A 19,719-nucleotide genomic window follows, 5' to 3' on the forward strand; every position below is an offset into this window, starting at 1 on the left:
GAATTGCGGGGGATTCCAAATCCGACCCCCCGATCGGAGGCCATTTCCCCTAGCATGAAAACGCGTCAGTCGACCCCGATTCGGGGTCGTCCCCCACTGATGCCCTAGAGGGGAACCCGACCGTGCTGCTTGAGGCGACGGCAGTTCTGCTGGCCTCGTTGACCGTCGCGACGGTCACGGGGCCCGTCAGCATGCCTCGCGCCGGCACCGTCGCCCCGCCCGTCGCGATCGAGGTGCACGCCTCGCAGCGCGTCGTCGGCCCCGTCATCGGAGGCGTCGACGCCCACGCCCCGCGCCTCATCGATCCCGCCACTGTGAGCGTTCCCGCCCCCCGCGCGGCCCGCCCTCTCGCCGAGCTCGCCTCGCTCGGCGGCACGAGCCTCCTCCGCGAGCTCGCCGCCACCTCACCCGCGACCGTCGCGCGCCTCGCCGACCGTCACCCCGAGACGGTGAAGAACCTGCTCGCCTCGCCGCCCGCCCCGCGGCTCGTCGAGAGCTGGTGGCGCAATCTGGACGCCCGCGCGCAGAGCTCGCTCGCGGCGTCCGCCCCCGAGTTCGTCGGCAATCTCGACGGCGTCCCCTTCGCCACCCGCAACGAGGCGAACCGCAGCGTGCTGCGCGACACGATCCGCGACCTCGAGCTCAGCCTCGTCGGCGAGACGAGCCGCGCGCTCGCCACGCAGAGCAACGAGCGGCTCCAGATGCTCTACTCGGTCGCCGACGCTCTCGGCCCGTCGACCGCCAACCCGCAGCGCCAGCTCATCACCCTCGACACGGAGGGCGCCGGCAAGGCCGCGATCGTGCTCGGCGACCTGCAGACCGCCGACTACGTCAGCTACCTGATCCCGGGCATGTTCATCAGTGTCGGCGGCAACATCGTGGAGTGGACGGACACCGCCGCGCGGCTCTACGACGAGCAGGTGTCGTGGCTCAACCTGCTCGCCGACGCCGGCGCCGAGACGGAGACCCGCTCGGTCGCGACCGTCGCGTGGATCGGCTACCAGACCCCTCACCTGCTGAACGTCGGCAGCCTGGATCTCGCCTACGAGGGCCGCGACGCGATCAGCGACGCCCTCATCGGCCTCGAGACGCTGCGCCGCAACGACCAGCCGTACGTGAGCCTCCTCGCGCACTCCTACGGCTCGACCGCGGCGATGCTCGCCCTCAGCGAGACCGAGGCGTCGGTCGACGCGCTCGCGATGATCGGCTCGCCCGGATCGCCCGTCGCGACGGCGGAGGAGCTCCACGTGCGCGGGGCCGTGTTCGTCGGCGAGGCGGCGTGGGATCCGATCCCGAACAGCTCCTTCTTCGGCGGCGACCCCGGTTCGAGCGACTTCGGCGCGGCGGCGATGAGCGTGCGCGGCGGCATCGACGTCGTCACCAGCAAGGTGCTCGTCGGCTCCACCGGCCACAACGAGTACTTCAGCCCGGGCACCGAGGCGATGCGCAACATGGCGCTCGTCGGCATCGACAAGTCCGAGCTCGTCACCGACGGCACCGAGCGCGACAGCGGTCGCACGCTCGCCCTCGCACTCGGCTGAGCGCCGGCAGCGCGACCGATCGCCGCCTGACCCGCAGACCGGTTCGTCCACCAGCGCCTCGGCGGTCGCGTCGGTGCGCGGTGCTACTGTGCCCTCGCACCCCGCGCGAACGGATGACCATGCTGAGACCGTCGTTCCTCGGGCCCGTGGCGGCGATGTTGCTCCTGGGCCTCAGCGGCTGCGCGCTGGAGGGCCCGAGCGGGGTCTCCGACACCGAGGCGCGCGACCGCTTCATCGCCGTCATCGACGAGACGCAGCGCACGATCGGCGGCGACTGGCAGGTCGACGACGACCCCACCTCGCGCGAGTGCACCATCCCGCTGTGGGTGCCAGGCCACCGCTATCCGGCCCTCCGCATCGGCGAGGCTCCGGCCTCGGTCGAGCGCACCGCCGACGCCGTCGAGCAGGCGTGGCGAGACGACGGGATGTCCGTGGAGCGTCAGCTCGTCGGCGACGTCGTCGAGGTCTCCGCGACGAGCGAGTTCGGCGAACTGTTCATCCTCCGCGTCAGCGAGGGCGCCGCGACGCTCCAGGGCGAGAGCGAGTGCCGGCCGACGGCCTGAGCCCGCGACGCAGTCCCGCTCAGTCGGCGGCGAACACGAGCTCGACGCCCGGCCCGGTGAGCACGAGCTCGCCGGCGCTGCGCTCCGCCCGCTCGACCTCGCCCAGGGCTGCGTAGTAGCGGCCCTCGAGCTCCATCTGCTCCGGGTCGGCGCACGCGGCCTCGGTCGACGCGAAGTCTCCGAGGCCCAGGCCGCCGGCCGAACCGGTGAGGGTGCCGCTGTAGCTGTTGCAGGGGCTGCGGCCCGAGAAGTCGCGGCCCTGAATCTCGAGCGTGATGGGGCTCGCCGCGTCGATGAGCGCGCCTCGGGCATCCGCGCCGCTCGTGAGCACCCACGCGCCCTGCAGCGGTTCCGCGGCGGTGTCGGCGCAGCCGCCCAGGAGCGTCGCGAGAGCGAGCGGAGCGAGCAGCGCGAGGGCGCGCATCCGTCGTCTGATCCTGGTCATCATCGACCGCCTCTCGGGTGGTTCTGCGCCCAGTATGACCCCCCGCGGATCGCCCCGCGAGCCCTCACTAGACTGGGTTCATCCCCCCACTGACGGCCCTCGAGGGAGCTGCATGTCTGAGATCACGCCCGAGCGCGTCGCCCATCTGGCGATGCTCGCGCGCATCGCCCTGACCGACGACGAGATCGAGAAGCTCACGGGTGAGCTCGGCGCGATCGTCGACTCCGTGGCGAAGGTGCAGGAGGTCGCGACGCCCGAGGTCGCCGCGACGAGCCACCCGATTCCGCTCACGGGCGGCATGCGCCCCGACGTGCCCGGCCAGACGCTCACGACCGAGCAGGCCCTCGCGGGCGCGCCCGACCACGACGGCAGCCGCTTCCGCGTCACCGCGATCCTGGGGGAGGAGCAGTGAGCGCCGCCGATCTGACCCGCGCCACCGCCGCCGACCTCGCGCACCGCCTCAGCACGGGCGAGGTCTCGAGCGTCGAGGTCACGCAGGCCCACCTCGACCGCATCGCCGCCGTCGACGGCGACGTGCACGCCTTCCTCCACGTCTCGAAGGACGCTCTCGAGACCGCCCGCCAGGTCGACGCCGACCGCGCCGCCGGTGTCGCGCTGCCCGAGCTCGCGGGCGTGCCGATCGCCATCAAGGACGTCCTCTGCACGATCGACATGCCGTCGACGTCGGGCTCGAAGATCCTCGAGGGGTGGGTGCCGCCGTACGACGCGACGGTTGTCGCGCGCCTCCGTGCCGCCCGCATGGTTCCGCTCGGCAAGACCAACATGGACGAGTTCGCGATGGGCTCCTCCACCGAGCACTCGGCCTACGGCCCGACGAGGAACCCGTGGGATCTCGAGCGGATCCCCGGCGGCTCGGGCGGCGGCTCGGCCGCGGCCGTCGCCGCGTTCGAGGCGCCCGTCGCGCTCGGCTCCGACACGGGCGGCTCGATCCGCCAGCCCGGCGCCGTCACCGGCACGGTCGGCGTCAAGCCGACGTACGGCGGCGTGAGCCGCTATGGCGCGATCGCCCTCGCGAGCAGCCTCGACCAGGTGGGCCCCGTGTCGCGCACGGTGCTGGATGCCGCGCTCGTGCACGACGTCATCGGCGGGCACGACCCCCGGGACGCGACGAGCATCCCCGACCAGTGGCCCTCGATGGCCGAGGCGGCGCGGCGCGGGCTGACGGGCGACGTGCTGAAGGGCATCCGCGTCGGGGTCGTGAAGGAGCTCGAGGGCGAGGGCTTCCAGTCCGGCGTGAAGCAGCGGTACCACGAGACCCTCGACCTGCTGGCCGCGTCCGGTGCCGAGATCGTCGAGGTGAGCTGCCCGCACTTCGAGTACGCGGTCGCCGCCTACTACCTGATCCTGCCGGCGGAGGCGTCGAGCAACCTCGCGAAGTTCGACTCGGTGCGCTTCGGCATGCGCGCGAACGTGACCGGAACGGTCGAGGACGTCATGGCGGCCACGCGCGAGGCCGGGTTCGGCCCCGAGGTGAAGCGCCGCATCATCCTCGGCACGTACGCGCTCAGCGCCGGATACTACGACGCCTACTACGGCAGCGCGCAGAAGGTGCGCACGCTCATCCAGCGCGACTTCGACGCCGCGTTCGAGAAGGCCGACGTCCTCGTCTCGCCCTCGGCGCCGACGACGGCCTTCAAGTTCGGCGAGAAGCTCGCCGACCCGCTCGCGATGTACCTCAACGACGTCACGACGATCCCCGCGAACCTCGCCGGCGTGCCCGGCATGGGCCTGCCGATGGGCCTCGCGCCCGAAGACGGCCTGCCGACGGGCCTGCAGCTCATGGCGCCCGCGCGCCACGACGCGCGCCTCTACGAGGCTGGTGCCGCGATCGAGCAGCTGCTCGAGGGCAACTGGGGTCACTCGCTGTGGAGCCAGGCACCTGAGCTCGGTGCGAATGGGCTCGCGACGGCGCTCGGATCGAACGGAGGGGCCCGCTGATGGCGAAGGCAGAGCTGATGGACTTCGACAAGGCCCTCGAGCTGTTCGAGCCCGTGCTCGGCTTCGAGGTGCACGTCGAGCTGTCGACGCAGACGAAGATGTTCTCCGACGCCCCGAACCCGGCGTTCGGCGGCCACGAGATCACCGAGCCGAACACGGCGATCACGCCCGTGTGCCTCGGCCTGCCGGGCTCGCTCCCTGTCGTGAACGAGACGGCCGTGCGCTACTCGATCTCGCTCGGGCTCGCGCTCGGCTGCCAGATCGCGCCGACGAGCCGGTTCGCGCGCAAGAACTACTTCTACCCCGACCTCGCGAAGAACTACCAGATCAGCCAGTACGACGAGCCGATCGCCTTCGAGGGGATGCTCGAGGTCGAGCTCGAGGACGGCACGCTCGTGCAGGTTCCCATCGAGCGCGCCCACATGGAGGAGGACGCCGGCAAGCTCACGCACGTCGGCGGCTCGACCGGCCGCATCCAGGGCGCCGAGTACTCGCTCGTCGACTACAACCGCGCCGGTGTGCCGCTCGTCGAGATCGTGACGAAGCCGATCTACGGCGCCGAGCACCGCGCGCCGGAGCTCGCGAAGGCGTACGTGTCGACGATCCGCGACATCGTGCGCGCCCTCGGCATCTCGGAGGCCCGCATGGAGCGCGGCAACCTGCGCTGCGACGCGAACGTCTCGCTGCGCCCGCGCGGGCAGGCCGCACTCGGCACCCGAACCGAGACGAAGAACGTCAACTCGCTGCGGAGCGTCGAGCGGGCCGTGCGGTACGAGATCCAGCGCCAGGCCGCCATCCTGGCTGCCGGTGGGACCATCACGCAGGAGACCCGGCACTGGCACGAAGACACCGGCGCGACCTCGCCCGGCCGCCCGAAGAGCGACGCGGATGACTACCGCTACTTCCCCGAGCCCGACCTGCTGCCCGTCGCGCCGACGCCGCAGCTCATCGCCGAGCTGCGCGCCGCGCTACCGGAGGCGCCGGCGGCTCGCCGTCGTCGCCTGAAGGAGGAGTGGGGCTTCAGCGACCTGGAGTTCCGCGACGTCGTGAATTCGGGTCTGCTCGTCGAGGTGACGGACACGGTCGCCGCGGGCGCCTCACCCCAGCAGGCGCGCAAGTGGTGGACGGGCGAGATCGCCCGCATCGCCAACGCGCAGAACGCCGAGGCGGCCGCGCTGATTTCGCCTGCTCACGTCGCGGAGATCGTGGCGCTCGTCGAGTCGGGGTCGCTGACCGATCGACTCGCGCGTCAGGTCGTCGAGGGTGTCATCGCGGGGGAGGGCTCGCCGGCCGATGTCGTGTCGGCTCGTGGGCTCGAGGTCGTCTCAGACGACGGGGCGCTCATCGCTGCGGTCGACGCGGCGCTCGCGCAGCAGCCCGACGTGCTCGAGAAGATCCGCGACGGCAAGGTGCAGGCCGCCGGAGCCGTGATCGGTGCGGTCATGAAGGCGATGGGCGGCAAGGCAGATGCGGCTCGCGTGCGCGAGCTGGTGCTGGAGCGTGCCGCAGGCTGAGGTGAGGGCGCTCCCGGCGAGCGAGTGACGGTGCCTGGGTGTGACGCGTGCGGCGTTGGAGTGGCTCCATTCCCACTTGTTCGCTTGGCTGTACGGTTATCCCATGAGGCCACTTCTTCGTATCGTCGCCTCCAACTTCCGTAGCCTTCAAGACATCGATGTAGATCTGCAGCCGCTCAATGTGCTGGTAGGGGCAAACGGGGCCGGAAAATCCAACTTCCTGGACCTCATCGAGTTCCTGGGTGATTCTGCGAGACTCGACCTTCCAGAGGCGCTTGGGATGCGCGGGGGAATCGACCGGGTCCGATTTCGTGGGAAGAAAACTGAGTCCGGCCGCGTGAGAATTCACATCTGGGCGAACGTCACTGAGCACAGCAGCGAGAACGCGCCTGACGAGTACAAGTTGGGATTCTCGACCAGAGCCATGTCGAGCGGCTCACTGCTACTCCGGAGCGAAGACTTCGTTTTCAAGCGTGTCCAGGGGCGAGGGCGCCGCATCACCGTGAGCGGAAGTCGAGCCGAGATCGTTGACTCTCGTGGGGGGCAGACGGCCGAAAGGGAGCTGCCGCTCAGGAGCGACTCCTTGGCTCTATCGACTCTCCGACGTCTCCCTTCAAACGAGGGAGGAGAAGAAGTCGACAAATTCGCCCGACTATTCACGACTTTCCGCGTGTTCAATGTGGACGTTGAAAAGGCTCGGTTGCCCGGGGTCCTGGGTGACGATTCTCTAGCCGCGGATGCTAACAACTTGGCATCCGTAATCCTGAGTCTGCGTGAGTCAGGACAATCGTACTTTGATTTTATCGACGATGCTCGCGCGATGATTCCTGGTTTTGAATCTTTAGAATTCGAGTACTTCGGGGGAGCTCAGCCGGCTGTTGCAGTGAAGATTGTCGAGAGGGGGCTCAGGGACTCAACTTATCTCGCCGACGCGTCTTTTGGTACCGTGCGAGTCCTGGCACTCTTGGCTTTGTTATACGACCCTCATCCGCCTCTCCTCACTTGCATCGAAGAGATCGATCACGGACTACACCCATACATCTTGGACCGCCTAGTAGAGCGCCTCCGCGAAGCGTCGACGAGGACGCAACTCCTGGTGGCAACCCACTCGCCGTCGCTGGTCAGCCGGCTGAGCCCCGACGAGTTGATTGTGGTCGAGCGGAGTGCCGATGGGAGTACGCGACTCCCGGCCGTCGACGCAGAGACTATTGCGGCTAAGGAGAGGGCGCTTGGTGGCGACTTGTCCCTCGGAGAACTTTGGTTCTCTGGCGAGCTTGGAGGGGTTCCCCGTTGACGGCTCCTCGCCGGCGACAACGCGGTGCCCGCGCGTTGCCCAGGGTGATCTTGATTTTTGGCGAGAGCGAGAACGACACCAAAGCGCTCAGAGAATTTCTACTTGCACTACTTTCCGATGATTCGGTCAGGATTGAGACTCGACGTAAGCCACAGGTCAACCTTCGCGATGCGCCAACTGGTTCAATTCCAAGCAGGGTCTCGAGGGTTGGCAAGGTTATCGACGCCGCATCTGTAGATGCTCAGGTAGTAGCCGTGTTCGCTCATGAAGACTGCGACGGTCTCGAGCCTGCGCATGTGGCGGTCTCCGATCGGCTTGAGCGGTCGTTCCGAGCGGGTGGCTACAACCAGGTGTGGGCGGCTGCGCCTGCGTGGGAAATGGAGTCTTGGCTGCTCCAGTGGCCCGATTCCTTTGAGCTTCACGTTAGTAGCTGGTCTGCTCCAAGTGTGGGAGGGAAGAGAGTCGGGCTAATCGCGGACGCGAAAGAATTCGTTCGACGTAATACTCGTTCCAAGTCTTCCTCGCGCGACTACCGAGAGAGCGACGCTCCAAGCATTGCAAAGATTGTTCGTGAGAAGGGATGGGTGCGCTCACCTAAGGCTGCTAGCCACTCTTTCGACCTTTTCGTCCAAAAAGTAGATGCACTCGGCCTTTAGCTAGCAATGACCCCGAGCTTGGGCGGACACCTCCCCAGCCAGCTCATTACGACACCGCCGCCGTACACACGGAGAGTTTCACTCGTTGTCTTGCGAAGACAGCGCTGCGGAAGGCAGGGCGCTATCGATCCCGGGTTCGGTCTCTACGACCTGCGCGGGACGGAGTTTCGGCGGCGTGGCCGACCACGCCTTCAGCACCTGTCCGATTTCGAGGTAGGCGCAGTCGATCGCATCGACCATCGAGTCGATGAACGAGCCTCGTCCCGTTCCGCGCTTCGCGCCCATTGGCACCGAGCGCGCGACGGCGAACGTCTTGATGTCTCGTCCGGATTCGGGAACAAGCAGCGTCGGGCTGTCACGCACGGCACCCAATAGCGCAGCCGGTCCGCTGCTCGAACGGACGGGAGTCGCCTCGATCCGCACGCTCGGCGGCGCGTCCTTCAGCTGACGCACCAGCCAGTTCACCCGGGTCGTCGGCCGCCCTTCCTTCGGAGCATCAAGCTCGAATGAGGCAGTGATCGTGCCGGCGCGGAGGTCGGCAACAACGGCGAGGTCGGACACGGCGCCCGGGATTCGCAGGCCGCCACGGAGCTGACCGTCGCGAACGAGGTCGGCGACCAGGCGAGCGCTTCGAGCCTTCGGGTCGGCTGCCTCGGCACGGCTCAGGGCGGGGAGGACTTCGGAACCGAGCTGTCGTCCAAGGCGTAGCCCTGCGTATCGGAGGAGCGCGTCGAACCGGCTCGCTACTTCAGCGACGCCCTTGTCGTTGGCTCGGAGGGTGCCCGAGCCGAGCGCTTCGCGAACCGGGACCCAGTTTGGACCCATGTCCTCGAAAGACAGAGCGCCGGACTTCGGGTGCTCGAGGTAGCGGATCAGCTCGCCGAGAATCCAGGCCTGCTCCGGGTCGGCGATCCCTCGGTGCTCCTTCTGGACAACGGCCGCGGTGAGAATCTCTGACCACGAGTAGTGGTGGATCGCGACTTTCTTCAGCTTTCGCCCGTCGACCACGGTGGGGTGCGTGCCCATCGCGGAGGGGATCTCATTGGAGATGGTGATCAGCGCGTCGAAGCCCTGTTCGCGAGCCACATCGAGGTAGTCCTCAAGCTGCGCCGTTTCCAAGACGTTGGTGCCCGTCTTCACTTCGACGAGCGCCGTCCAGGACTTCGCACCTCGGGTCGCACGGATAAGGCCGTCCGGGTACACCCGGCGCTCCCCGATCGTGAAGGGCACCTCGATGAATGTCTCGAGACTGGCCGCGGGTGCACCCATGGGCTGCGTGAGGGTCTTCCCAAAGTCCCGTACCGCAGACAGCACAGCGAGCAGAGCAGAGGTCGCTCGGCGTTCCTGTTCGTCCGCTCCGTTAATGCCTGAGGTGGGGATCAGGCGGGCTGCGTTCCAGGCGGGCTCGGGGGCTGAGGGTTTAGCCGGCATCGAGGTTCTCTGCTTTCTGTTCGAACGGGTGGATAAGTCGCTGCTGGGTGGCGCCGTCTGGCGTCGGCTTGGTCATCGGAGGCGACCGATCCAGAGACCGTCGCGAGCGCGCGTCATCCCGACGTAGAGTTCGCGCTTTTCGATGTCCCAGCGCTCTCGCGCACCATCACCCTCGGGCACGGTTGTGCCGAACAGTGACTCGCGCACTCGCGCTACGAGCACCTGCTTGAACTCGAGCCCCTTGGCGCGCTTGATCGTGCCGACCTTCACACGGTCGGTGACCACCCCGGAGTAGTCGGTCAGCATGACCGTCTCGAGGCCGGCACGACGCAGCGCGCCAGCACACGCGTCGGCGTCGCGGTTCGTGGCGCAGAGCACGCCGATGTCTCCGGCCGAGACGCCTGAGATGACGAGAGACCGCACGTGCGACACGAGAGCCTCGTCGTGCTCTGTCGCGGAGGTGAACACCGCCGACTGCGGGGCGGGGCCCGTCCTCGGAATGGCGACCGCCGCATCCCCTCGCAGCGCGCCGCCTTCGATGTCGACGAACTCGTCGCCTTCGACGACCGTCGCCGCGAACGCCGCGATCTCGCGGGTGTTGCGGTAGTTCGTCGAGAGCACGACGCCGCGTCCGGTGACGGTGAGCCCGGCCTCGGAGAGCGTGTAGCCGCCGGGGTAGATGGTCTGCTGGCCGTCGCCGATGAGCGTCAGACCGTCGGGGCGGNCGACCGCGCTGACTCCCTCGAGCGGGCGCTCGCGCAGCGACGCCTCGGCCCGCAGGATGACGTCTTCGAAATCCATGACGTCCGCGTCGCGGAGGTTCTGCTGGTACTGCCGGTAGAGCCGCCAGACCTCGCGGCGCTGGTCGACGCTCAGCCGTCGGCGGCGGCCAGCGCGGGCGAGGTCGGCGTACTGCTCGAAGTTCGTCAGGCCGCGGCCCTTGATGACGTGCAGCAGCTCGTCGTGCCAGTACTTGGTGTTGCGGTCGAGCTCGGCGAGCGGGCCGCGCGCGCCGACCTGCGCCCACGCGCGGGTGAAGGCCTGATTCGCCTCGGGCAGCTTCACGGCCACCCGGTGCCCGCGCTCGCGCAGCACTCGCAGCGCGAACTGGTGGATGCCGGTGAACTCCACCCGGTCGGCCACCTCCGGCGCGAGCCGCGTCATGAGCGTGGCGAGCACGTCGGGCAGCGTGCGCACGTAGGTGGTGACGATGACGCGACCGGTGGATGCTCGAGCCAGGTACGCCGCACGATGCAGCCCGACGACGGTCTTGCCGCATCCTGCCGGGCCGCGGATGCGTGAGGGACCGCTGAAGCTGCGCCGCACGAGCTTCGCCTGGTCGGGGTGCAGGAAGGCCATCCACTCCTCGATGGGGGCGGCGAGCATCCCAGCCAGAAAGGTGTCGGCGATCTCGTCGAGCGTCAGCAGAGGCTCGGCCTCGGTGACGATCGGGTCAGGGATGCTCACGTCGAGTTCGAGCGGAGCCTCGCCCACGAGCGGGAAGTGGTCGAGCACCAGGCTCAGCACGGCGTTCTGCTGCTTGTCGGTCAGGCGGCGCCCGAACCCGGCGATGTGCTTCGCGGCGGCCCGCTCGCCGACCACCATGAGGCCGCCGAGACCCTGCAGGGGAGTGGGCGGCATCGACGACCCGGCGAGGACGACGAGCACGTGCACCTCGCCGGGTGCGAGGCCGAGCTCGGCGAGGGCGGCTTCGGTGCTGTAGCCGACGTCGGCGAGGCCGCCGAGCTCGTCGGTGACGTCGGCCTGGCCGCGGAAGATGCGGCCCGCGGCGATCGTGACGTCTTTCCAGCCCTTGGTGTCGACGACGAAGACGCCGCCGGGCCCGACGAGCACGTGGTCGATCTGCGCGCGACTGCCGCGGCGAGCTCCGGGCCAGCCGCGGTCGTGGAGGAAGGTGTAGCCCTGCGCGGTCAGCGGCGCGAGGGTGCCGGCGACCTGGCGCTCGGTGCGGTTCGCGACCATCCACCGCTGCGCCTCGTCGCGCGCGATGGCGGCGAGGCGCTCGTGCTCATCGGCGATGGCGACGAGACGGCGAGCCTCGGTGCCCGCAGACCTTCCCGCCTCGCTCATGCGCCCCCTTGCTGAGTAGACCTCCAGTCTGCGGGACGGGCGGTGGGTTCGGGCGGTCGCGCGTGAGCCCTCTTCGGGGGGTCTCTAGGGGTGCGGCAGACTTCTCGAGGAATGTGGTGCGCAGAAAGTCGTCACCGAACGCATCGCACTCGGCCCGCGCTTGGACTACGAACCTCGAGTTGGGTTGATCGTGCTCGCGGTCGCGTCCCCCGCCGAGAGCGGGTCGGCGAGCAAGCCGTCCCACGCGAGCTCGGCGGCTCCGATGAGCAGCCGCTGCCCGCCGAGCGCCGCGACCTCGATCGTCGCGTCGGCTGCGTTGACCGGTAGCGCCTGACCGAGGAGGGATGCCCGCTGGTCGCGGTCGGCCGCGCGCCACAGCGCCGCGAGATGGCCGCCGAGCACGACCCGCTCGGGGTTCAGTAGGTTGACGGCGCCGCGGAGGGCGATCGCGAGCCATCGCAGCTGCCGCGCGACCTCCTCGTGGACGGGTCCTCCGGCCTCCTCCGCGACGATCGCCGTGAGCAGCGCGCTCTCGAGCGCATCGTCGTCGGGGTGCTCGAGCCTGACGGCCGCCGCGAGCGCCGAGCGCGGCACGAGCGCCTCGAGGCACCCGACAGCGCCGCACGCGCAGAGCGGCCCGTTCGGGTCGACGCTCGCGTGCCCGAGCTCGCCGGCGTAGCCGGCGACGCCGTCCATGGGCTGCCCGTCGACGACGAGTCCGCCGCCGATGCCGCTCGGGCCGCCGTTGAGGTAGAGCATCGTCCGGGCGCCCTGCCCGGCCCCGAACGACTGCTCGGCGCGGCTGCCGAGGTGCGCGTCGTTCGCGGCGGCGACGGGGATGCCCAGGGCTGCCGCGAGCGGAGCGGCGAGCGGCTCCTCCCGCCATCCCAATCGCGGCGCGAGCCGCACGAGGCCGTCCTCGGTCCGCACGAGGCCCGGCACGGCTACGCCCGCGGCGACCACAGTGCTCTCGGGGTGTTCGGCGCCGAGCTCGGCGATCGTGCGGGCGGAGATCTCGACGGTCGCGGCGACGGTGGGGGTCTCCGACAGTGGCACCCGTCGCCGGGCGACGATGGCGCCGCCGAGCGACACGAGCGCGATGTCGATCACGTCGACCTCGGGGTTGATCGCGGCAACGAGCCGGGCATCCCTGGGCACGACCCGGGGGCTCGGCCGGCCGACGCCCGCGCGTGGTGCGTCGTCGCGCTCATCGACCCAGCCGTGCTCGGCGAGCACCGCGACGAGATCGCCGATGGTCGAGCGGTTGAGGCCGAGGGCCCGCGTGAGGTCGGCGCGCGTGACGCCGCGGCGCAGGTGCACGAGCTCGAGCACCGCGGAGAGATTGCGGCGACGCACCGCTCCTGCGTCCATCGTCGTCGGCCCTCTCGTCGCCATGCGTCCAGTCTGGCGTGTCCGCAGCGCCCATGATACGTTGTGCTCACCAACAAATAACGCGCACATCGCCCCGCGCCTCGAGGAGACACCCCATGGCAACGACGCCCACCCCCGCCGACAAGTTCACCTTCGGCCTATGGACCGTCGGGTACAACGGTGCCGATCCGTTCGGCGGCCCCACTCGCGCCCCCCTCGACGTCGTCCACGTCGTCGAGAAGCTCACCGAGCTCGGCGCCTACGGCCTGACCCTCCACGACGACGACCTCTTCGCCTTCGGCTCGAGCGACGCCGAACGCCGCGCGCAGATCGACCGCCTCATCGCCGCGACGCAGGCGACGGGCCTGAAGGTTCCGATGATCACGACGAACCTCTTCAGCGCGCCGGTGTTCAAGGACGGCGGCTTCACCTCCAACGACCGCGCCGTGCGCCGATTCGCGCTGCGCAAGGTGCTGCGCAACCTCGACCTCGCCGCCGAGCTCGGCGCACACACCTTCGTCATGTGGGGCGGGCGCGAGGGCGCCGAGTACGACTCGGCCAAGAACGTCGGCGCCGCGATCGAGCGCTACCGCGAGGCCGTCAACCTGCTGACGCAGTACGTCACCGAGCAGGGCTACGGCATCCGCTTCGCGATCGAGCCGAAGCCCAACGAGCCGCGCGGCGACATCTTGCTGCCGACCCTCGGCCACGCGATGGCGTTCATCGAGACGCTCGAGCACCCCGAGCTCGTCGGTCTCAACCCCGAGGTCGGGCACGAGCAGATGGCGGGCCTCAACTTCACCGCCGGCATCGCGCAGGCGCTCGAGGCGGGCAAGCTCTTCCACATCGACCTCAACGGCCAGCGCGGCATCAAGTACGACCAGGATCTCGTCTTCGGCCATGGCGACCTCCACAACGCTTTCTCGCTCGTCGACCTGCTCGAGAACGGCGGCCCGAATGGCGGCAGCGCCTACGACGGCCCGCGCCACTTCGACTACAAGCCCAGCCGCACCGAGGACGAGATCGGCGTGTGGGAGAGCGCGAGGGCCAACATGCGCACCTACCTCCTGCTGAAAGAGCGCGCGGCGGCGTTCCGCGCCGACCCGGAGGTGCAGGAGGCCCTCGCGGCGGCCCGCGTCGCCGAGCTGTCGCAGCCGACGCTCGGCGAGGGCGAGAGCATCCGCGACCTGCTCGATGACACGACCGCCTTCGAGCAGTTCGATTCCGGCGCGTACTTCAATGGCAAGGGCTTCGGCTTCCTGCGTCTGCAGCAGCTCGCGACCGAGCACCTCATGGGCGCCCGCTAGCCCCACCCGCCCCCAGACAGGTCGGGGCGCGCGACGCCGTTTCGCCGCGCGCCTCGACCGACCCTTCCCAGGAGCCGCCATGACCCTCGTTGCCGGCGTCGACTCGTCGACCCAGAGCTGCAAGGTCGTCGTCGTCGACGCCGAGACCGGAGCCATCGTGCGCGAGGGCCGCGCGCCGCACCCCGACGGCACCTCCGTCGACCCGACGGCATGGTGGGATGCCCTCCTCGCCGCGATCGCGGACGCCGGCGGTCTCGACGACGTCGCCGCCATCGCGGTCGCGGGCCAGCAGCACGGCATGGTCGCCCTCGACGCCGACGGCCGGGTCGTCCGCGACGCCCTCCTGTGGAACGACACCCGCTCGGCCGCGGCCGCCGCGGCCCTGATCGACGAGGTCGGCGCCGAGGAGTACGCCCGCCGCGCCGGCTCGGTGCCCGTGGCCTCGTTCACGGCCACGAAGCTGCGCTGGCTGCGCGACCACGAGCCCGACAGCGCTGGTCGCGTCGCCGCAGTGTGCCTGCCGCACGACTGGCTCACCTGGCGACTGCGCGGATTCGGACCGGCGGGCGAGAGCACGCACGGGCCGAAGCTGGCCGAGCTCACGACCGATCGCTCGGATGCGAGCGGCACAGCGTACTGGTCGCCCTCGACGGGGCATTACGACCTCGAGCTGCTCGAGCGCGCGCTGGGCCGTCGGGTTCGACTTCCTCGGGTGCTCGGGCCGCTCGAACGCGCTGGCGTCACAGGTGCGCGCGGTATCCCGCTCGGCATCCCGATCGGATCGGGCGCGGGCGACAACGCCGCCGCCGCCCTCGGACTCGGCGCGAGCGCGGGCGACGTCGTCATCTCGATCGGCACGAGCGGCACGGTCTTCGCGGTGGCTTCCGAGCCCGTGCTCGACGCGAGCGGCACCGTCGCGGGCTTCGCCTCCGCCGACGGCGCCTTCTTGCCCCTCGTCGCGACGCTCAACGCGGCCCGTGTGCTCGATGCGGTCGCACGCCTGCTCGGCGTCGATCACGACGGCCTCGCCGAGCTCGCCCTCGCCGCGTCGCCCGGCGCCGATGGCGTCGTGCTGCTGCCCTACTTCGAGGGCGAGCGCACCCCGAACCTGCCCGATGCGACCGCGAGCCTCAGCGGCCTCACGCTGGCCTCGACGACGCGCGAGAACCTCGCCCGCGCGGCGATCGAGGGGATGCTCTGCGGGCTCGCCGACGGACTCGACGCGATCGTGCGCCACGGCCTCGAGCCTCGGCGCCTGCTGCTCGTCGGCGGCGCCGCGCGCTCCGCGGCGGTGCCGGCGATCGCCTCCGAGGTGCTCGGCCTGCCGGTCGACGTGCCCGACCCGGGAGAGTACGTGGCCCGCGGCGCCGCGCGGCAGGCGGCCGGAATGCTCGCCGGCGCGCTGCCCGAGTGGCCGCTCACCGTGCACGCCTCAGTCGAGCATCCTCCGCAGCCTCACGTGCGCGCCGCCTACATGTCGGCCTACCAACGCCACACCCGCTGAGTTTCGCGACGTGTCGAGCATGCGGTGCGCCGCTAGTTCGTGCTGAGCCGCTCGATTACGAACTCCACTGCGTCGCGTAGTATCCGCTCGCGTACGCGGGGCCCGATGATCCCGAGTGTGCCGTGCAGCGTGCCGGCATAGTGCCGGAGCTCGACAGCGACGCCTTCATCGATGAGCCGTCGCGCGAGTGCAAGCCCTTCGTCGCGCAGCGGGTCAAGGTCACGCGTTGAAATGAATGTCGGTGGGAAGCCAACGAAGTCCGCAAGCCGAGCTGGTGCCGCTTCCCGCGGCGGAGAGGATCGCGCGCTGCCCAGGTACAAGTCCCAGCTCCACTCCGCGAGCGCGCGGTTCCAGATCGGCGTGCGCGTGAAGCGCTGCGACGACGCGCTCGAGAGTCGGTCGTCGACAACGGGCTCCTGCAGCACGATCGCCGCCGCGGGCTGGTCATCCGACGAACGCAACCGGTGCGCGACGCCCATCGCAAGCGCGGCGCCCGCGCTCTCGCCATAGAGCGCGAGCCGCGACGCATCGACACCAAGTGACTCCGCATGCGCCGCGAGCCACGACCACGCGAGCGCGCAGTCATCGAGCCCCGCCGGGTACGGATGCTCCGGCGCGAGCCGATAGTCGACCGCGACGACCGTGCACGCCGTCGCCTCCGCGAGCTCGCGGCACACCCCGTCATACAGCGCCGCCGACCCCATGACGAAGCCGCCGCCGTGCACATGCAGCAGCGCGCCGCCCGACCGTACCCCCGAGGGTCGGTGGATGCGCAGCTCGACCCCGCGACCGCCGCCCGCGTCGACTGTCACGACCTCGGATGGCGCGGGGAGCCCAACGCCGATCGCTGCCTCCATGGTCGCTCTGATCAGGTCGACGTCACCCGGGCGGTAGTCGGGAATCGCCTCGAGGTGCGCGGCGAGCTCGGGTCGGAGGAGCTCGAGCTGAGCATCCGCCGCCGTCGTCTCGCTAGCGCCCGTCATCGATCACCGCCTCGCGAGGGCGCTCGATCTCGAGACCGGCCATGAGATGGATCAGGTCGCGCGTGCTCACCGAGCCGGCGTCGTCGTCGAACGAGACGCGGCCCAGGTTCAGTACGACGACGCGGTCGGCGATGAGGCCCACCGACTCGACGTCGTGCGTGATCATGAGCACTGCAGCGCCGCGGTCGGCGAGCGTACGCGCCAGCCGAAGCACAAGCGAGCGCTGCCGTACGCCGAGCGCCGCCGTTGGCTCGTCGAGGATGACCACTTTGACGTCCGCCACATCCGAGCGCGCGATTGCCACGCACTGCCGCTGACCGCCTGAGAGCGACGCGACCGGCGCGAGGTAGTCGTCGAGCACGATGCCGAGCGAGCTCAGCCGTGTCGACGCGTCGGCGATCGCCGTCTGACGGTCGAAGAACGCCAGGCTTCCGCGGCCGAACTTGCGCGGCTCGCGGCCGAGGGCAAGGTTGTAGGCGGCGCCGAGGTTGGGCGCGACCGCGAGATCCTGGTAGACCGTCTCGACGCCGCGCTCGCGCAGCTCGAGCGAGTCGAGGCCGTCGGTTGACTGGCTGCCGGCGAGCTCGATCGACCCGCCGTCAGGGGAGACGAGGCCCGAGAGCATCTTGATGACCGTGCTCTTGCCGGCGCCGTTGTCGCCGAGCAGGCACGTGACCTGGCCAGCGCGCAGCTGAAGCGACACGTCGGAGACCGCGGTGACGGCGCCGTACGACTTACGCAAGTTCTGCGCCGACAGGGCCACCTCGCCGGGCTCGACGTGGGCGACGAGCGCCTCCGGATCGACTAGCCCCTCGTCGCGCGCGCCGTCTACGCGTTCCTGGCCAGCGCGGCGTGAGCGCGCGCGACGCAGCTCGTTGAGTTGATCGGCGCCGAGGGCGAGCAGCAGCACGGCACCTCCGATGACGGTCTGCCAGTAGTCGCTGATGCCGACGAAGATGAGGCCGGCGTTGAGGATCCCGATCGTGATGACGCCGAAGAACACCCCGAGCGGGCGGCCGGTGCCGCCGGCGAACCCGACGCCGCCAAGAATCACGGCGGTGATGACCGCGATCTCTAGCCCGACGCCGAGGTTCGGGCTCGCGCTGCCGAGGCGACCGAACGTGAGCAGCGCGACGAGCCCGACCGAGCCGCCCATGTAGACGTAGAGGTACGTGAGGTGGCGCGGCACGTCGATGCCGAGGGCGCTCGCGGCACGGGCATCCCCGCCGATGGCGTAGCTGCGCACGCCGCCGACCGTTCGTGTCAGCGCGATCGCGCCGAGCAGGAACACGACGCCTGCGACGAGGATGACGACCGGGATGCCCGCCACGCGCAAGCGGCCCACGAGCTCGATCTCGCTCGGCAACTCGAAGATCGGTCGCGATTGCGTAATGACGAAGGCGAGGCCTGAATAGACGCCGAGCAGGGCGAGCGTCACGATGATCGGCGAGATCTTCAGGATTCGTACGAGCAGTCCGTTGACGAGCCCGAGCAGGAGCCCGAATGCGATCGTCGCGACGGCGCCGACGAGGAAGTTGTCGGTCGCGCGCATGACCCACGCGCCCGAGACAGCGACGAGAGCCATCATGCCGCCGATCGAGAGGTCGATCTGGCCTGCGGTGAGCAGGCGGGCCATCGCGATCGCGGCGACGAGCGTGCCCGAGACGTTGACGAGGATCGTCGACAGGTTGCCCGTGCCGGTGAAGTTCGGATTGAGAAGAGAGAAGAGCACGACGAGCGCGGCGGCGAGAGCGATGAGGCCGGCGCGCCCGGTGGCGCCCCCGATGTGGTTCCGGGGGCGCCACCACGCCGCGAGCGAGGATCCTCGCGAGGTGAGGGAGATCACTGCGGGTTGTCCTCGTTCCAGTACTCGGTGCGGGTTTCGTAGCTGATGCCGCCGAGGGGCTGCAGGTACGTGCTGAGGCGCTCCTCGAACGCCGTCGCGGGGTCGGCGACGTCGGCGTTGTACTGCTCGATCGCCTCGGGGCTGTCAAGCTGCACGGCCTCGATGATCGTCAGCGACGGAATGGTGCGCCCCTCGATCCAGTCGGCGCCCCACACGCCGGCCGCGTAGCCGACGATGGCGAAGTTGAACGCATAGGTCGCCTTGTACGGGCCGCCCTGGGCGATGAGCTCGAGCGCCTGCGGCTCGCCATCCGAGCCGAAGAAGGCCATCGAGTTCGGGTCGATGCCACTCGCCTCGACCGCCGCGAGCGCGCTCAGCACGACCGGGTCGGGGCCGACGACGATGTCGACGTCGGGGTTCGCCTGCAGGATCGTGCTCATCGAGGTGAAGCCCGAGTCGGGGTCGGAGGTGTCCCACAGCACGTCGGAGACGACCTCGACGCCGGGCACCTCGCCGAGCGCGGTGCGGATCGCGTCGAAGCGCGGCTTGATGTTCGGCAGCGAGTCGAGGTTGAAGATGACGACGTTGGCCTCGCCGTCGAGCTCGCTGTCGATGTACTCGGTGACCGCGCCGCCGATCCGCTCGCCGATCTGCTGCTGGTTGGCCACCATCGGCATCGTCGACGGGCCGCTCGAGAGCGTGAAGACCGCGGCGCCGGCATCCATGAGCTCGCGGACGACGGGGCGCTGCGCCGCGACATCGACATCCCACACGAACGCCGCGCCGACGTCGTTGTTGAGCAGCGAGTTGAGCTGGTCGATGTTGCGGGCCGGGTCGCCGTCGGCGACGGTCTCGGTGAAGTCGAGCCCGAACTCCTCGGCCGCGATGCCCATCGAGCGCGACGTGGCGGCGAACACCTCGACGTTGACGACGTTCATCGCCGCGGCGAGGCCGCCGGTGCGCGGCGGCGTCTCGCCGGCCTCGTCACTGGGCTCGAACGGCGTGCTGGGTCGGGTGTCGATGCCGTCTCCGACACCGGATGCTGCACCGGGGTCGTTCGTCGGACCGCCGTCGACCGAGCATGCGGTGAGAACGATCGCCGTGGCGAGGAGAAGGGCGGAGCCCGAGAGGGCGCGTCGGGCGCGGCCCAGTCGTGTGGTCAAGTCAACGCGCGTCATTGCGCACCTCCAGGAATCGTGCTCGAAGCGGGCGGC

General features: G+C 69.7%; 15 protein-coding genes and 1 pseudogene. 8 read left to right on the top strand and 8 right to left on the bottom strand.

Translation table 11 applies throughout. From position 1 onward, the window contains the following. Window positions 1–158 precede the first annotated feature (158 nt). Window positions 159–1,541 (top strand): alpha/beta hydrolase, encoded by a 1,383-nt coding sequence (locus ASG83_RS08410; RefSeq protein WP_055859912.1) that lies wholly within the window; start codon window positions 159–161, stop codon window positions 1,539–1,541. A 119-nt stretch (window positions 1,542–1,660) separates the two neighbouring features. Next, window positions 1,661–2,104, top strand: coding sequence for a hypothetical protein (locus tag ASG83_RS08415; protein WP_055859913.1), 444 nt, complete (start codon window positions 1,661–1,663; stop codon window positions 2,102–2,104). A 19-nt stretch (window positions 2,105–2,123) separates the two neighbouring features. Here the strand turns inward: ASG83_RS08415 and ASG83_RS08420 are convergent, their stop codons facing one another. After that, a complete protein-coding gene (locus tag ASG83_RS08420) occupies window positions 2,124–2,549 on the bottom strand; it encodes an META domain-containing protein (protein WP_162253796.1) in 426 nt (141 codons plus the stop codon). A 112-nt stretch (window positions 2,550–2,661) separates the two neighbouring features. On the opposite strand from ASG83_RS08420, the gene gatC reads away from it, so the two are divergent. From gatC to ASG83_RS12495, 4 genes are all read left to right on the top strand, one after another. Beyond that, a complete protein-coding gene (gene gatC, locus ASG83_RS08425; protein WP_055859915.1) occupies window positions 2,662–2,961 on the top strand; it encodes an Asp-tRNA(Asn)/Glu-tRNA(Gln) amidotransferase subunit GatC in 300 nt (99 codons plus the stop codon). Then, a complete protein-coding gene (gatA, locus tag ASG83_RS08430) occupies window positions 2,958–4,508 on the top strand; it encodes an Asp-tRNA(Asn)/Glu-tRNA(Gln) amidotransferase subunit GatA (RefSeq protein ID WP_055859916.1) in 1,551 nt (516 codons plus the stop codon). The genes gatC and gatA overlap by 4 nt, the downstream gene beginning before the upstream one ends. Further along, window positions 4,508–6,022, top strand: coding sequence for an Asp-tRNA(Asn)/Glu-tRNA(Gln) amidotransferase subunit GatB (gene gatB, locus ASG83_RS08435; protein WP_055859917.1), 1,515 nt, complete (start codon window positions 4,508–4,510; stop codon window positions 6,020–6,022). Before gatA ends, gatB begins: the two co-directional genes overlap by 1 nt. Before the next feature lie 103 nt (window positions 6,023–6,125). Continuing rightward, window positions 6,126–7,316: an AAA family ATPase gene (locus ASG83_RS12495; RefSeq protein ID WP_082599238.1), complete on the top strand. Its 1,191-nt coding sequence runs from the start codon at window positions 6,126–6,128 to the stop codon at window positions 7,314–7,316. 734 nt (window positions 7,317–8,050) lie between these two features. On the opposite strand, the gene ASG83_RS08445 is transcribed toward ASG83_RS12495, so the two are convergent. The 4 genes and pseudogenes from ASG83_RS08445 to ASG83_RS08455 all read right to left on the bottom strand — a co-directional run bounded on the left by ASG83_RS08445 (window position 8,051) and on the right by ASG83_RS08455 (window position 12,889). Continuing rightward, a complete protein-coding gene (locus tag ASG83_RS08445; protein WP_235460140.1) occupies window positions 8,051–9,202 on the bottom strand; it encodes a hypothetical protein in 1,152 nt (383 codons plus the stop codon). Window positions 9,203–9,475: 273 nt separating this feature from the next. Then, on the bottom strand, window positions 9,476–9,709 hold the full coding sequence (locus ASG83_RS13440) for a 3'-5' exonuclease (protein WP_369813396.1): 234 nt from the start codon (window positions 9,707–9,709) through the stop codon (window positions 9,476–9,478). Window positions 9,710–10,128: 419 nt separating this feature from the next. Continuing rightward, a pseudogene (locus ASG83_RS13445) lies at window positions 10,129–11,494 on the bottom strand (NERD domain-containing protein); the annotation flags it as partial. 165 nt (window positions 11,495–11,659) lie between these two features. Beyond that, complete coding sequence (locus ASG83_RS08455; RefSeq protein WP_055859923.1) at window positions 11,660–12,889, bottom strand: ROK family transcriptional regulator; 1,230 nt, start codon at window positions 12,887–12,889, stop codon at window positions 11,660–11,662. Window positions 12,890–12,981: 92 nt separating this feature from the next. Between ASG83_RS08455 and xylA the strand changes: the two genes are divergently transcribed. Together xylA and xylB are read left to right on the top strand one after the other, a co-directional pair. Beyond that, a complete protein-coding gene (xylA, locus tag ASG83_RS08460; RefSeq protein ID WP_055859926.1) occupies window positions 12,982–14,172 on the top strand; it encodes a xylose isomerase in 1,191 nt (396 codons plus the stop codon). 79 nt (window positions 14,173–14,251) lie between these two features. Further along, the gene (gene xylB, locus ASG83_RS08465; protein ID WP_055859929.1) at window positions 14,252–15,676 is read left to right on the top strand and encodes a xylulokinase; all 1,425 of its coding nucleotides are present in this window, start codon (window positions 14,252–14,254) and stop codon (window positions 15,674–15,676) included. Between the two features lie 32 nt (window positions 15,677–15,708). Here xylB and ASG83_RS08470 read toward each other — a convergent pair whose 3' ends face one another. Genes ASG83_RS08470 through ASG83_RS08480 form a run of 3 tightly spaced genes read right to left on the bottom strand, consistent with a single transcriptional unit; the run spans window position 15,709 to window position 19,668 of the window. Then, window positions 15,709–16,659 (bottom strand): alpha/beta hydrolase, encoded by a 951-nt coding sequence (locus tag ASG83_RS08470; RefSeq protein WP_055859932.1) that lies wholly within the window; start codon window positions 16,657–16,659, stop codon window positions 15,709–15,711. Then, the gene (locus tag ASG83_RS08475) at window positions 16,646–18,505 is read right to left on the bottom strand and encodes an ATP-binding cassette domain-containing protein (RefSeq protein WP_055859935.1); all 1,860 of its coding nucleotides are present in this window, start codon (window positions 18,503–18,505) and stop codon (window positions 16,646–16,648) included. Before ASG83_RS08475 ends, ASG83_RS08470 begins: the two co-directional genes overlap by 14 nt. Then, entirely contained in the window at window positions 18,502–19,668 is a 1,167-nt protein-coding gene (locus ASG83_RS08480) for a sugar ABC transporter substrate-binding protein (protein WP_055859937.1), read from the bottom strand. Before ASG83_RS08480 ends, ASG83_RS08475 begins: the two co-directional genes overlap by 4 nt. Between the last annotated feature and the right edge of the window lie 51 nt (window positions 19,669–19,719).

The organism is Yonghaparkia sp. Soil809 (assembly GCF_001429705.1).
Classification (GTDB): Bacteria; Actinomycetota; Actinomycetes; order Actinomycetales; family Microbacteriaceae; genus Microcella.

Bases quoted from the DNA above. Each gene is read 5' to 3' on its own strand.
- ASG83_RS08415 (WP_055859913.1), top strand. From the start codon at position 1,661: ATGCTGAGACCGTCGTTCCTCGGGCCCGTGGCGGCGATGTTGCTCCTG.
- ASG83_RS08420 (WP_162253796.1), bottom strand. From the start codon at position 2,549: ATGACCAGGATCAGACGACGGATGCGCGCCCTCGCGCTGCTCGCTCCG.
- gatC (WP_055859915.1), top strand. From the start codon at position 2,662: ATGTCTGAGATCACGCCCGAGCGCGTCGCCCATCTGGCGATGCTCGCG.
- gatB (WP_055859917.1), top strand. From the start codon at position 4,508: ATGGCGAAGGCAGAGCTGATGGACTTCGACAAGGCCCTCGAGCTGTTC.
- ASG83_RS12495 (WP_082599238.1), top strand. From the start codon at position 6,126: ATGAGGCCACTTCTTCGTATCGTCGCCTCCAACTTCCGTAGCCTTCAA.
- ASG83_RS13440 (WP_369813396.1), bottom strand. From the start codon at position 9,709: ATGCTGACCGACTACTCCGGGGTGGTCACCGACCGTGTGAAGGTCGGC.
- ASG83_RS08455 (WP_055859923.1), bottom strand. From the start codon at position 12,889: ATGGCGACGAGAGGGCCGACGACGATGGACGCAGGAGCGGTGCGTCGC.
- xylA (WP_055859926.1), top strand. From the start codon at position 12,982: ATGGCAACGACGCCCACCCCCGCCGACAAGTTCACCTTCGGCCTATGG.
- xylB (WP_055859929.1), top strand. From the start codon at position 14,252: ATGACCCTCGTTGCCGGCGTCGACTCGTCGACCCAGAGCTGCAAGGTC.
- ASG83_RS08470 (WP_055859932.1), bottom strand. From the start codon at position 16,659: ATGACGGGCGCTAGCGAGACGACGGCGGCGGATGCTCAGCTCGAGCTC.